Origin of the sequence: Streptomyces sp. NBC_00683 (assembly GCF_036226745.1) — a bacterium.
GTDB lineage: Bacteria > Actinomycetota > Actinomycetes > Streptomycetales > Streptomycetaceae > Streptomyces.
On sequence record NZ_CP109013.1, the window covers coordinates 1,722,706 to 1,735,888 of the forward strand.

The following is a 13,183-nucleotide window of genomic DNA, read 5'->3' on the forward strand; positions in this document are numbered from 1 at the left end:
GGGGAACGCACGCTCGAAAAGAAGCCTGGACAGGGCTGTTTCCGAGGAGGCGCCGTGACCGGACAGCGCATCACCGCCCGTGCGGCCGCCTGCGCGGCGGTGGTCGTACTCACCGTGACGAGTGGCGCGGTGGCCCACGCGGACGACGACATCGAGTCGCTCCCCGCCCGGGAGATCGCCGACCGCTCCCGTGACGCACTTCTGGACACCCGGTCGCTGCACCTGCACTCGGAGGGCGACATGGGCGAGGGACGTTCCCCCATGACGGTCGACCTCACGCTGGACCAGGACGGCAACTGCGTGGGCGGTATCGACCTGGGCAAGGACGAGGGCTCGGTCGAGATCGTCAAGCGTGGCGACGTGGTCTGGCTGAAGCCGGACTCGAACTTCTGGAAGAACCAGGTCCCGGTCGGGGGCACGACCTTCGAAGCGATTCTGGCCGGGCGGTACATGAAGGGCGAGACCTCGGACCCGAGGCTGCGCACCGTGGTGCAGGTCTGCGATCTCGACACGTTCCACGAACTGCTCGCGGACAACGCCGACGCGCCCGGGGGGACGCTCACCAAGGGCACCGGCACGACGGTCGACGGGGTACGGGCCGTCCCCGTCACCAGGACCGGGGACGACCAGGAGCTGACGCTGTACGTGGCCTCCGAGGGCAAGCCCTATCCGGTGCGGATCACCGTGCGGGGCAACGGGGCGGACGCGGCCGTGGACTTCTCCGGCTTCGACAAGCCGGTGCCCACGGCCACACCGCCGGCGGAGGACACGGTGGACGTCAGCGCCCTGCTGGGCAAGTCACCCGCGCCCGTCTGAGGAGCACCGTTCCTACGGGTAGGCGACCAGGTTGGCCACGTTGCTCCCGGAGTTGGACGGTCCTCCCGTGTTGTTGATGACGTGGTTGATGGTCCCCGTGCCGCCGAGGGAGACCGTCACCATGTTGCGGAAGCGGACGCCCGCGTTGTCCGGCGCCTCGAAGGCCCGTTCGGCCACCACCGAGGGGTTCACGTTGAAGTAGCAGTAGCTCCCCAGCCCCCAGGCCTGGTGTGTCGTGACGGACGGGGACACCTTGTAGGCGTCGTAGCCCCGGGTCGAACCGTTCGTCCAGGCGGCCTGGTTGGGCGGGTCGTACGGCATCTCGTTCTGGAAGAAGTAGGTGCGCCCGCCGTTGCCGTTCCAGATGACCTGGTGCTTCTGGTAGTGCTCGACGAACAGGCCGTACATCGTGACGTCGGTGCCGTTGACGACGAGCCCGGTGTCGGCGGTGTTGCTGTTCCAGCCGATGCCGGTGCCGTGGTCGCCCCGCCACAGCCACATGTGGTCGCCGATGACGTCCGAGCTGTTGACGACGAGGCTCTGGGTCGCCTTGCCCACCGCCGCGCCCCCGATGCGGAAGAAGACGTCGTGCAGCGAGATGGGGTTGCCGGTGTGCCGGGCGGTGGCGCCCGGCTGGCCGACCTGCATCAGCGTCTGGGAGTTGGTGGTTCCCGCGTCGATCAGCAGTCCGGCGATCTTGACGCCGTCGACGTCGGCGACGTTCATCGCGGTGATTCCGTTGTCGGGGATCACGGCGGCGAGGCCGAGGCCGAGGACGACGGTGTTCGCGCGGTTCACGTTGAGGGTCTGGTTGAGGTGGTAGACACCCGGGGTGAACAGCAGGTCCTTGCCGGCCGCGAGTGCGGCGTTGATGGCGGCCGCGGTGGCGCCCGGCTTGACCACGAAGAACTGGTCCAGCGGGAGCGACTGCCCGGCGGGGGTGCCCGATGCCCAGGTCGTGCCCTGGGAGTTGGTACGAAGAGCGGGCACGAACACTTTGTAGGCGCCGGCCCCGTCCACGTACAGGAAGGGCTTCTCACGGGTCACAGGACTCTGCGCGACCGTGGTGTACGGCGGGTTGGGGAAGGAGTTCGCCGGGGCGTTGACGTCGCCGACGAAGACCATGTTCCAGTTGGATCCGGTCCAGCTCCCCCACTGGCTGTTGCGTGAGAGCCACTGCTGCTGGGAGCCGGACCGCACCTGGCCGTCGATCTTGGAGTCGGCCATGAAGCCGCCGCTGGACCAGCCGCCGTCGTCGAGCTGGAGGTTGCCGCGCACATGCATGCGGCGGTACGGGGCGGCCTGGGAGACGGCCCACCGGTCGGTGCCGCCGGTCGGGTTGACGGAGAGGTTCTCGGCGGACCGCCAGAAGTTCTGGGTGGCGTTGCCCTGGAACCAGTCGGCCTCGGCGTGCACGGCGCCGTTGATCGTGACGTCGTCGGGCGACAGGCCCAGGCCCGCGACCTGGGTGTAGAAGCCGACGTTGGCGTCCACGTCGTAGCTGCCCGGCTTGAACAGCAGGGCCTGGCGCTGCGGGCCGAACTGGTTCTCCTCCTGCTGGCCGAAGACCTGGTCGATCTTGCCCTGGACGGCCGACTTGGTCATCGACGGGTCGAAGACCGTGACGTTCGGGCCGAGATCGGGTGTACCTGCGGGCGGCGGGATGTCGGTGGAGTCGACGCCGAAGGACTGCGCGGCCGAACCGTTGCACGTGTACTGCTGCAGCCGGGTGCTGTCGGCAGTCGAGGCCGAGGGGACATCGAGGCACTTGCCGCTGTTGCGGTTCACGAAGTGGTAGGTACCGCCCGCCTCCTCCACGGGCAGCCACTGCTGGTTGGCGCCACCCGAGTACGACCACAGCTGCACCGGCGCCGCGTCCGCCGTGGAGACATCGGTGACGTCCCAGCTCTTGGACGCGTCGTTGCGGTTGTTCACGCGGACGTAGCCGTCGCTCGTCGCCTGGAACTGCCACTGCTGTGCGGTGCTGCCGTTGCAGGCGTACTGCTGCACCGCGGTGCCGTCGGCGGTGCCCGCCGCGGCGGCGTCCGCGCACTTCCCGCTGTGCTTCGCGGTGACCGTGGCCCATCCGTCGGGCAGGGCGGCGGCCTGCGCGGCGGGCGCCGAGACAGCGGTGGTGACGAGCGTGGCGAGGAGGCCGCCCAGGGCCAGCAGCGGGGTGACTCGAGGTCTGGACCGAGTTCTCATACGTGTCTCCTGCGCGGTGGGGGGCTTACTTTAGGCCGTGAAGTTAGGCCCGTTCCCTGAGCGCGTCAAGAGTGCGCGTACGAAAGGTGAATTCAGGCCGTTCAATGCCTGACCGGGCGTCAACTCCCCTCACCTGCTGGTTCATTAATGGTCCGTACCAGAGTCTTGACATCGCGGCTCGTTCACTTCTTGAATCACATGGCAGAACCGTCATCACACTGACGAACCGACCGACGTCGAAGCGGGATCGAAGCGGGGGAAGCCGGATGCCCGGCGACAGCGCGGACCAGGAAGCACTCGTCAGGGACGGGCCAAGGACTTGCCAAGAACCGTTCCCCTACGGTCGGTTCCATGATCCAGCCGAACTATGCGGGTCGGTGAGACATGGCGGACACCCAGGATCTCCAAGTTCGCAGCTCCCGTCCGGCCAGACTCCTCCAGCGAGCGTTCACGACCGTGCTGCTCGTGGGCATGGCCGTGGCGGTGATGATGTTCGTGCGTGGCCAGGACTGGTCCGTCCTCGCCACGGAGATGCGCAGCCGGCCGCCGGGATCCTTTGCGCTTCTGGTCGGGCTCGCGCTGCTCGCGAACGCTGTCGCGGTGCTGGCGGCCCTGCTCGCCTGGTGGTCGATGCTGTCGGCCGTCAACGCGGATGTCGCGCCCACGGCCGGGGGCGGCGGGCTCACAGCGGTGGGTGCGGCCCGCATCTTCTTCGTCGGCCAATTCGCCAAGTACATGCCCGGCAAGGTCTTCGGGTTCGTGCTCAGCGTGAAGATGGGCCGGGCGATGGGAATACCGGCTGCCCGGACCGCCACGGCGTGGCTGCTGACGCTGGTGATCGGGCTCCTGACCGCGGCCTCGGCCGGGCTGGTGGCAGGGCCCCAGGTGCTCGGCGGATCGGAGGCCTGGCTGGCGGCCGCGTCGGCAGTTCCCCTGGCGGTGATCCTGCTACGGCCTCAGCTCGTCAACGAGGCCGCCACCGTGGTGGCCAGGCTGCGCCGGCGCCCGCCGCCTGCGATCACCCTGCCGGGACGGGTCATCCGCCGCAACGTGGTGATCCAGATGCTTTCCTGGCTGTTCGGCGGAATTCAGCTGTGGTGCCTGGCGATCGCGCTGGGGGCCCCACCGGCCCGCTCGCTGCCGTTGTGCGTCGGTGCGTTCGCCCTCGGTGCGGCCGCCGGTGTCTTCGCGGTCTTCACACCCGATGGTCTGGGGGTGCGCGAGGTGATCCTGCTGAGCGCGCTCGGCGCGGTCCTTCCGCTGCCGGCGGCGGGTGTGGTGGCGGTCATCAGCCGACTGGTCGTGGCCGTGAGCGAACTCATCACGGCCGGACTGGGGTTGGCGGTGACCGAGGTACTCCGGCGGCGAGCGGGCTCCCCCGCCGCGCCGGTTCGGGCAGCGCGAATCCGGGACAAGATCCGGCCAAGCTCCGGACAGCTAGGGTCGCCACCGTTGCATCGCCAGTTGTTGACGACTGAGAAGACGAATTCGGAGGAGCAATGACTGAGGCACCGCTGGTTTCGGTGATAATCCCGAATTACAACTACGCCCGGACGCTCGCGGCGTGCATTGAGGCGGCGCAGGGCCAGACGTACCCCGCGATCGAGGTCATCGTGGCGGACGACTGCAGCACCGACGACTCCGTCGCCATCGCACGCCGACTGGGCGTGACGGTGCTGGAGAGTCCGGTCAACCGCGGTGTCTCCACGGTTCGCAACCTCGGTGCGGAATCCGCCCGCGGCGAGGTGCTCTTCTTCGTCGACTCCGACGTGGCCCTGGCGCCCGACGCGGTGGCCAAAGCGGTGGAGGTCCTCCTCGCCGATGACAACCTCGGTGCGGTCTGCGGTATGTACCAGGCCGAGTCCCTGTTCCCGGACAGCGTTGTCAAGAAGTACCGGGCGATCCAGCAGTACGTCTGGTTCAACGAGGTGGACGGCTTGATCCCGGGCCTGCACTCCGCCCTCTTCGCGATCCGGACTGCCGTCTTCCGTGAAATCGGCCCGTTCAACGACCAGTTGCGCTGGACCGAGGAGCAGGACTACGGCTTCCGCCTCAACGAGCGCTATTCCGTGTGGGCGACCTCGTCCGTCCGCGGCCGCCACGACCACGACGGCACACTGCGCGTCATGCTGACGAAGGTGTTCCAGCGCACTCGGATCGGCGCCCCCAACTGGGTACGCCTGCGGTCCCTGCCCGGCGGTGCCGGCACGAGCTACCGCGCGCTCGGCAGCGGTTTCGTCCTGACTGCGGCCCTGAGCCTCCTCGGCGTGCTGCTGTTCGGCCCGCTTGCCCTGCTCGCGACGGCGGCCACCCTTTCCGTGGGCATATTGCTCGACTGGCGGACGTACGCGTACGCGTATCGGCACCATGGAGTCCTGTTCGGCCTCCAATTCACGGTGCTCCACCTCTTGGTGACGCTGACGTCCGCGCTCGCCGCCGGAATCGGAATCCTGCAAGGACTGCTGTTTCCCCGTTCGGTACGTCGGCTCTACGGCGTGAATACCCCTGCCTGACCATCCCGCAAAGCTGAGGCACGCATGACACTTACCATCGACAGTTCCGCCGCGGATGCGCTGGTCGATATCGACCTGCACGGGAAGCTGGCCGTAGTCACCGGAGGTTACTCCGGCCTGGGTCTGGCGACGACCCGGGCACTGGTGAATGCCGGCGCCCATGTCATTGTCCCGGCCCGCCGCCCGGAACTCGCGCAGAAAGCGCTCGACGGTCTCGACGCCGAAGTCGACGAACTGGATCTCGCCGACCTGAAGAGCGTGGCCGACTTCGCGGACCGCTTCCTCCTTTCGGGCCGGAACATTGACATCGTCATCAACGACGCCGGTGTCATGGCTCTTCCGGAGACCCGTGTCGGGCCGGGCTGGGAAGCGCACTTCGCGGTCAACCACCTTGGCCATTACGCGCTGGTCAACCGGCTCTTTCCGGCAATCGTCGAGGGTGGGCGCGTGGTTGCCGTCTCGTCGGGCGTCAGCCCGACCGGAACCATCCAGTGGGACGACGTGCACTTCGAGCAGGGTTACGACAAGTGGGCGGCCTACGCACAGTCGAAGCTCGCCAATGCGCTGTTCGCGGCCCAGCTCGACCTACTGGGCGGTTCGGCGGGCGTGCAGGCGTACTCCGTGAACCCCGGCTACATCCTCACACCGCTGCAACGGCACCTCACCACCGAGGAGATGATTGCCGCGGGCTGGATCGACGACGCCGGGACTCCGCTGCTGCCCGAGTTCCGGTCGCCCGAACAGGGTGCCGCAACCCAGGTGTGGGCAGCGACCTCGCCCGAGCTCGCCGGCGCAGGCGGCTCCTACCTCCACCACGGTGCGGTGGACCGCCGGTTCGACGAGCCTGCGGACCGCGAACAGGCCGCCCGGCTCTGGGCCTTGTCGGCCGAGCTGACCGGGGTCGACGCGTTCGCCGCAGGGGGGAGCCCTTCCTGAGCTCGGCCCTGTCGGGGATCTTGGCGTTTCCGGGCGCGCCATGCGTGCCGCTCCGGATTCGATGACGGGTGCAGCCGGTACCGGTGTCGTCAGGGGCGGTCTCCAAGAGGCCGCCCCTCGGGCGTGCGATACGCCCCCTGCGACGACAGTGGCAGCCTTTCGCATCCGACGCGAGGACGAACGTGCCCACCGGGCTGACCACCGGTACTGACCACCGGACGGACCACCGGTACGGATACAGCCTCACCACCAGGCGTTCCCTTGTGGCCGAGCTGCGCCCAAAGGTGTCCGAAGAATTCCGATGGGCATACGGCGGCGTTCTCCCGGCCTGCCCGGTACAACAAATTGAAGCCGCCATTCCGCACTGCCGCAGCAGCCCTGTCGAGTATACGATCGGCCAAATATCGGTGAGCCTGAACTCGGTTGCATAGTTCGCAGGTGTCCACATAGCGGGGCAACGCCCGGCGGCCGCCTCGAACGTTTTCAAGAACTCACGTCAGTGCGGCTGAGCGACCGACTACCTTGATGAATGTCCGGCTCACGGATGAACGACAAGGAGGAGAGTCCGGCGATGAAATCGAGTCGCAGGTACGACAGCACTGTGGCTTACTCGTCCGACGGTGTTGTACTGATCCCCATTCCATCACATTGCCCTGAAGTCGGGGGCATTGACCTCATTTCCGTGGAGCTGACGTGACTGGATCCGGACACGTACTCGTGTCAGTGATCGTGCCCTGCTACAACAGCACGAAGACCGTCGCGCTGTGCCTGGAGTCGGTGCTGGCACAGACGTACTCACCTATTGAACTGATCGTCGTGGACGACTCGAGTTCCGACGAGACGGCGTCGATCGCCGAGGCGTACGAGTGCACAGTTGTCCGGCTCACGGAGAACTCCGGGGCGGGGATCGCGCGGAACCGCGGCATCGCCGCCAGCCACGGCGATGTCCTGTTCTTCCTCGACTCCGACGTCGCGCTCGCTCCGAGCGCCGTGGCGAACGCCGTCCGGACCCTCGAGGAGAGCCCTGAGTGCGCCGCGGCCTGGGGCATCTACGGCGACCGGCCGCTCGTGGACGACAGCGTCGTGGAACAGGTCCAGGTCCTGCACGGCCACTTCCGGCAGATCCAGCCCCGCCCCGTGCTCACCGGGCACTTCGCGGTCGGGGCGATCCGCCGCTGGGTCGTCGACGAGCTCGGCGGCTTCGACGAGCGGCTCACCGGGCAGTGGGCCAACGAGGACCACGAGTACGGCCTGCGGATCTCCGGGCGCTTCCCGGTGGCCCGTGCGCTCGACGTCGTCGGCTACCACGACGACGAGGACCGGATGTCGTCGGTGCTGCGCAAGCGCTTCGGCCGGGCCGTGTCGCTGGTGCCCCTGATCTTCCTGCAGCGTGACCTCAAGCCCGAGCGGGAGGCGCTGCACCGGCCGCCGGAGATCTTCGCGATCACCCTCACCGCGGCGACAGCGCCACTGCCGCTCCTCGCACCCGCGCTCGCGGTGCTTCCGGCGGCAGGTCTTGCCTGGTTCCTCTGGGCGAACCTCCCGCTGCTCGGTTACGTCCGGCGCGCCGCCGGCTGGCGCATGGTCCTGGTGACGACAGCGCTGAACTACCTCTACGGACTGGCCGTTTCGGCGGGCGGCCTGACCGGGGCGCTGCGCTACCTCGTCGACCCGCGTTTCCGGCGGCGATACCGTGATGGCCTCGCGGCAACATGACTCTGACCTTTCGTACCATTTCTGGCATGGCGTACGCATCGCCCTTGGGAGCGCTCCCAGCGCGATCTCGCCGAAAGACGGGGGACAATGAGAATCAAACTGCTGGGTCCGATGGATGTGGAAGTGGCCGGTCGGTCCCTGGATGTGGGGCCGCGCCAAAGACGCCTGGTGCTGGCGGCGTTGGCGGTTGATGCCGGCAGCCCGGTCCCCATCGACGCCCTGATCGAACGAGTCTGGGGCCAGGACACTCCCGACGCGCCACGCAGCGCCCTCTATGCCCATATAGCCCGGCTGCGGCATTTCCTGACCAGGGCCGCACGGGCCGAGGAGTCGGCCGCGAAACCGGTGCCCCTCGTCAAGGGGGCGCAGGGGTACGTTCTGCAGATCGACCATCGGGACGTCGACTTACACCACATCGGCTCCCTCGCGGAGGACGCTCGCGCCGCGCACGGGGAGCAGCGCGTGCTCGCCCTGCGCGAGGCGATGGGCCTCTGGCGCGGCCGGCCACTGGTGAATCTGATGGGGTATTGGGCCAGCACGATACGCCGGAACGCCGAATCGCAGTTCATAGGCATCGCGAGTGCCTGGGCCGCCGATGAGTTGCGGCTGGGCAACGCCCAGGCCGTCGCCGACCGGCTGGCCAAGGTCCTGGATTCGTATCCGCTCGCCGAGCCGCTGGAGGATCTGTACATGCGCGCGCTGTGCGCGCTCGGCCGTACTTCGGAGGCTCTGCAGCACTACGCCGCCGTGCGTGAGCAGATCGCCGAGCAACTGGGGCACGAGCCCGGCCCGCAGCTGCGTGACCTGCACATGGCCGTGTTACGCGGTGAGCTCCAGACCCCCCACCAGGGCACCACCATCAGCTCCGCGCCACTGCCCCGCCAACTCCCCATGAATGTCGCTCACTTCGTGGGACGGACCGAGGAGCTCGCCTGGATCGAGGATGCGCTCGCCACACCGCGACCGCAGGCCGCGACCCCGCTGGTGAGCATCCATGGAGCCGCCGGTGTCGGAAAGTCGGCCCTGGCGATCCACGCCGCACACCAGCTCGCCCACCGCTATCCCGAGGGCCAGATGTACGTGGAGCTCAGCGGGAGCGGCACGGGAGCGCCACCGCTCAGCCCGTCGGAGGCCCTGGCCCGCCTGTTCCGCACGCTCGGCACGGAACCGCCGCCGCCGGCCGTGCAGGCCGATGAGGCCGCCGCCCTGCTGCGCTCCCTGGTGGCCGGTCGCAGGATGCTCCTCGTGCTCGACAACGCCTCCGACTCGGACCAGATAAAGCCGCTGCTGCTGAACGGGGGCGGATTCGGCGTGATCGTGACGAGCAGGCAGCCGCTGTCCGCCCTGGGCGGAGCCGGCCAACTGCCTGTCCGGCCGCTCTCGGTGGACGAGGCCGTCGCTCTTCTCGGCAGGCTGACGGGCCCGGACCGGGTGGCCGCCGAACCCGCAGCGGCCGAAGCGATCGCGAAGCTGTGCCAGTGCCTGCCGCTCGCCGTGACCACCGCGGCTGCCCGTCTCGTGTCCCGGCCGAGCTGGCCCCTGGCCGAGCTGCACGCCCGCCTCGCCGACGAGGCCCGGCGGCTCGACAACCTCGAGATCGAAGGCATCGGGGTGCGGGCCAGCTTGTCCGGCTCCTACCGGCGGCTCTCCGGAAATGCCGATCCGGCCATGCGGGCGGCTGCGGAGGCCTTCAAGCTGCTCAGCGGGTGCAGCCAGCCGGTGGTCAGCCTCTCGGACGCCGCGCGGCTGCTCTCCCAGTCCAATGCGCGCGCGGAACTGTGCCTGGAGCGGCTCGTCGACGCCCAGCTCCTGGAGTCCGTGTCCCCGGGCCGCTACCAGATGAACGATCTCCTGCGGTTGTTCGCCCAGGAGTGCTGAACGGCGGAACTGAGCCTCGCCGGGACCGGGTGGTCACGACGGCGCCCCGGGGTGGCGGAACGACAAAGACGTCGTCACCGCGCCCCCGGGCAGGTCGACCGGGCTTCTGCCGCTCGCGCCGTCACACCCCTTGGGGCATCTCCTGCTGGACGTAGCTGCGCAGCCAGGTCCTGAAGTCCGGTCCCAGGTCTTCGCGCTCGCACGCCAGGCGGACGATGGCCCGCAGATAGTCGGCGCGGTCCCCGGTGTCGTAGCGGCGGCCGCGGAAGACGACACCGTGTACGGGGCCGCCCAGGGACGGGTCGGCGGCCAGGGCCTGCAGGGCGTCGGTGAGCTGGATCTCGCCGCCGCGGCCCGGATCGGTCTTGCGCAGCACCTCGAAGATCCGCGGGTCCAGCACGTAGCGGCCGATGATCGCGAGGTTGCTGGGGGCGTCCGCCGGCCTGGGTTTCTCCACGAGGCCGCTCACGGCGACGACGTCGTCGTCCCCGTTCGGGGCGGCAGCGACGCAGCCGTAGAGGTGGAGCTGGGAACGGTCGACCTCCATCAGCGCGACGACACTGCCGCCGTGACGCTGCTGCACGTCGATCATGCGGGTGAGCAGCGGGTCGCGCGGGTCCATCATGTCGTCGCCCAGGAGCACCGCGAAGGGCTGCTCTCCCACGTGCTCCTCGGCGCACAGCACCGCGTGGCCCAGTCCCCTGGGGTCGCCCTGCCGGACGTAGTGGATGTTGGCCAGCTCGCTCGAGGCCTGCACCTGGTCGAGCCTGGCGTCGTCGCCCTTGCGGCGCAGGGCCTCCTCCAGCTCGTAGTTGCGGTCGAAGTGGTCTTCGAGGGGACGCTTGTTCCGCCCGGTGATCATGAGGATGTCCGAGAGGCCGGCGGTGACGGCCTCCTCTATGACGTACTGGATCGCCGGCTTGTCGACGACCGGCAGCATCTCCTTGGGGGTGGCCTTGGTGGCGGGCAGGAAGCGGGTGCCGAGGCCGGCCGCCGGGATGACCGCCTTGGTGATCCGGGAGCCCGGTGCGGATGATGCGCTCATGCCTGCACTTCCTTCAGAACGGCGGCGTACCGGTCGAGGCAGCTTTCGAGGCCGAACAGGTTCCTGGCGCGTTCGGCCCCGTCCTTTCGCACAGCCGCATCCCAGCTGACCGTCTCCAGGAGTGCCTCGCGCAGCGCCACGGGATCACGTGGCGGGACGACAGCACCCATGCCGGTGGCCACCACGGGGTAGCGCCCGCCCGGCAGATCGGTCGTGACCGAGGGAACGCCGCACATCATCGCCTCGGCCTGGGCGATCCCGAACGACTCCGCTACCGAAGGCAGCGCGAAGACGTCGATCGACGCGTAGAAGTCAGCGATCTCCTGGCCCCGCAGCAGACCCAGGATGCTGATCCGCGGGTCCTGCCGGGCGGCCTCCCGGATCTCCTCGATGACGCTGCCTCCCGCCACGGTCACGTAGTCGCCACCCACCAGCAGCCGGGCGTCGGGGTCGTCGATCCCGCTGAACGCGTCGAGGAGGTAGGGCAGTCCCTTGTCGGGCACGATGCGCCCGAGGAAGCCGATGTGCGGCCCGGTGGTCTGCCGGTACGCGGCCGAACCGCCTCGCCGGTCCAGGCAGGGGGCCGCTATCGCGAATCGTCTGGCGTTGCGGAGCGTCGGCCACATCCGGGAGTGCTCGGCCTGGTCGTCGCTGTTGACCACGACGGCCGCGGACCGGCGCAGTGTGACTGCCGACGAGACACTCACCGCCGCTGTCGCGGCCCGGGCCACCGGGCCGGGCGGCAGCCAGAGGTCGATGTGATAGGTCGAGACGACGGGGATCTTCAGCCGCGGCCCCGTGATGAGCCCGGCCTCGAGCATCGGCAGGTGCAGGTGGAGCACGCGCGACCGTCTGCTCAGCCGACGTACCGTACGGGCGAACGAGGGGCTGACCAGGCCTCGGCCGATCGAGGCGATGACCGGACACCGATGGACGTCCACGCCGTTCAGGTTCTCGCGCAAGGGCAGCTGCGGATCGTGGCGGGTGGCGACGACGGCGACCTTCCAGCCGCGGGCGGCGAGCCCCTCGGCGACGATCCGGGCGGTCTCGGTCAGACCGCTCACATAGGGCGCGTAGTAGTTGACCGCGATGCAGACGTCATAGGTCACAGGAAGCTCGCCAGGAAGGTCGAGGCCAGGACCGCGGTCCACAGGCCGAGGTTGAGCCGCATCTGCCGATCGCGCATGAGGTCGTCGACCGGGTCGCCGCCGGAGCGCTCCACGATGAGCATCTGCAGGTAGCGGGTGACGTGGAACGCCGCGAACGGGAAGGTGAGCGCGGCTCCCACCTTCCCGTACGGCGGTTTCAGCTGCCACATCGTGGCCAAGTAGCACATCAGGGCCGCGACGAGGTTCAGGACGACCACGTGATCCAGGAACGGCACCGAGTACGCCGACAGCGCCGGTCTGTGTCGCTCCCCCGCCACCGCCAGGCCGGCCAGTTCGTGCCGGCGTTTGCCCAACGACAGGGCCACGGACGCGCAGTAGACGCAGATGAGCAGAAGCGGCTGGACGTCCAGACCGGCGGCGACCGCTCCGGCCAGGACCCGCAGGACGAAGCCGGCGGCTACCACGGAGACGTCGACGAGCGGCTGGTGCTTGAGGGCCAGGGTGTACCAGATGTTCATGAGGACATAGCCCCCGAGTATCAGCGCCGCCAGGGGCGGTACTGCCACGAGCAGTCCGACCGTGACGAGCAGCAGCGCGACCAGCATGGCCACGGCACCTCGGAAGCTCACGTCGCCACTCGCGAGCGGCCGCAGCCTCTTGACCGGATGCAGCCGGTCGGCCGCACAGTCGCGGAGGTCGTTCAGGACGTACACGGTGGAGGAGGCGGACAGGAAGGCGAGCAGGGTCAGGACGATCCCACCGAGGTGCGGGATCACCTCCGGCGGGGCTGTGACCGGCGCCACCAGCACCAGGGAGCACTTGACCCAGTGACGGGGCCGTAAGAGTGCCACGTAGGCGCCCGATGCCCTCACCCGCCGGGCGGCGATGGGTCCTTCCACAACGTCGAGCGCAAGCCTGTCCGGACCTACATAGTGATCCATGAACGCCTCCCCTAGTGTGACGGC

General features: G+C 68.8%; 10 protein-coding genes. 6 read left to right on the forward strand and 4 right to left on the reverse strand.

From position 1 onward, the window contains the following. The first annotated feature begins 54 nt into the window (after nucleotides 1–54). A complete protein-coding gene (locus OG257_RS07605; protein WP_329205899.1) occupies nucleotides 55–816 on the forward strand; it encodes a hypothetical protein in 762 nt (253 codons plus the stop codon). A 12-nt stretch (nucleotides 817–828) separates the two neighbouring features. Here OG257_RS07605 and OG257_RS07610 read toward each other — a convergent pair whose 3' ends face one another. Next, nucleotides 829–3,021, reverse strand: coding sequence for an RICIN domain-containing protein (locus OG257_RS07610; RefSeq protein ID WP_329205901.1), 2,193 nt, complete (start codon nucleotides 3,019–3,021; stop codon nucleotides 829–831). Nucleotides 3,022–3,405: 384 nt separating this feature from the next. On the opposite strand from OG257_RS07610, the gene OG257_RS07615 reads away from it, so the two are divergent. The 5 genes from OG257_RS07615 (at nucleotide 3,406) to OG257_RS07635 (ending at nucleotide 10,064) form a co-directional block, all read left to right on the forward strand. Next, nucleotides 3,406–4,524: a lysylphosphatidylglycerol synthase domain-containing protein gene (locus OG257_RS07615; protein WP_329205903.1), complete on the forward strand. Its 1,119-nt coding sequence runs from the start codon at nucleotides 3,406–3,408 to the stop codon at nucleotides 4,522–4,524. A gap of 20 nt (nucleotides 4,525–4,544) precedes the next feature. Continuing rightward, the gene (locus OG257_RS07620) at nucleotides 4,545–5,534 is read left to right on the forward strand and encodes a glycosyltransferase (RefSeq protein ID WP_329205905.1); all 990 of its coding nucleotides are present in this window, start codon (nucleotides 4,545–4,547) and stop codon (nucleotides 5,532–5,534) included. A 24-nt stretch (nucleotides 5,535–5,558) separates the two neighbouring features. Beyond that, on the forward strand, nucleotides 5,559–6,470 hold the full coding sequence (locus OG257_RS07625) for an SDR family NAD(P)-dependent oxidoreductase (RefSeq protein WP_329205907.1): 912 nt from the start codon (nucleotides 5,559–5,561) through the stop codon (nucleotides 6,468–6,470). Between the two features lie 693 nt (nucleotides 6,471–7,163). Continuing rightward, nucleotides 7,164–8,186, forward strand: a complete 1,023-nt coding sequence (locus OG257_RS07630) for a glycosyltransferase family 2 protein (protein ID WP_329205908.1) — start codon at nucleotides 7,164–7,166, stop codon at nucleotides 8,184–8,186. A gap of 87 nt (nucleotides 8,187–8,273) precedes the next feature. Continuing rightward, nucleotides 8,274–10,064 (forward strand): AfsR/SARP family transcriptional regulator, encoded by a 1,791-nt coding sequence (locus OG257_RS07635; protein WP_329205910.1) that lies wholly within the window; start codon nucleotides 8,274–8,276, stop codon nucleotides 10,062–10,064. Nucleotides 10,065–10,185: 121 nt separating this feature from the next. Here OG257_RS07635 and galU read toward each other — a convergent pair whose 3' ends face one another. From galU to OG257_RS07650, 3 genes are read right to left on the reverse strand one after another with little or no spacing between them, the layout of a single operon-like run. Then, complete coding sequence (gene galU / locus OG257_RS07640) at nucleotides 10,186–11,109, reverse strand: UTP--glucose-1-phosphate uridylyltransferase GalU (protein ID WP_329205912.1); 924 nt, start codon at nucleotides 11,107–11,109, stop codon at nucleotides 10,186–10,188. After that, a complete protein-coding gene (locus OG257_RS07645; protein ID WP_329205913.1) occupies nucleotides 11,106–12,260 on the reverse strand; it encodes a glycosyltransferase family 4 protein in 1,155 nt (384 codons plus the stop codon). Before OG257_RS07645 ends, galU begins: the two co-directional genes overlap by 4 nt. Beyond that, nucleotides 12,215–13,159 carry a UbiA prenyltransferase family protein gene (locus OG257_RS07650; RefSeq protein ID WP_329205915.1) on the reverse strand — a complete coding sequence of 315 codons (945 nt, stop codon included), beginning with the start codon at nucleotides 13,157–13,159 and terminating at the stop codon, nucleotides 12,215–12,217. The genes OG257_RS07645 and OG257_RS07650 overlap by 46 nt, the downstream gene beginning before the upstream one ends. Between the last annotated feature and the right edge of the window lie 24 nt (nucleotides 13,160–13,183).

Coding starts and splice junctions, on each gene's coding strand:
- OG257_RS07610 (WP_329205901.1), bottom strand. CDS start 3,021: ATGAGAACTCGGTCCAGACCTCGAGTCACCCCGCTGCTGGCCCTGGGC.
- OG257_RS07615 (WP_329205903.1), top strand. CDS start 3,406: ATGGCGGACACCCAGGATCTCCAAGTTCGCAGCTCCCGTCCGGCCAGA.
- OG257_RS07625 (WP_329205907.1), top strand. CDS start 5,559: ATGACACTTACCATCGACAGTTCCGCCGCGGATGCGCTGGTCGATATC.
- OG257_RS07635 (WP_329205910.1), top strand. CDS start 8,274: ATGAGAATCAAACTGCTGGGTCCGATGGATGTGGAAGTGGCCGGTCGG.
- galU (WP_329205912.1), bottom strand. CDS start 11,109: ATGAGCGCATCATCCGCACCGGGCTCCCGGATCACCAAGGCGGTCATC.
- OG257_RS07650 (WP_329205915.1), bottom strand. CDS start 13,159: ATGGATCACTATGTAGGTCCGGACAGGCTTGCGCTCGACGTTGTGGAA.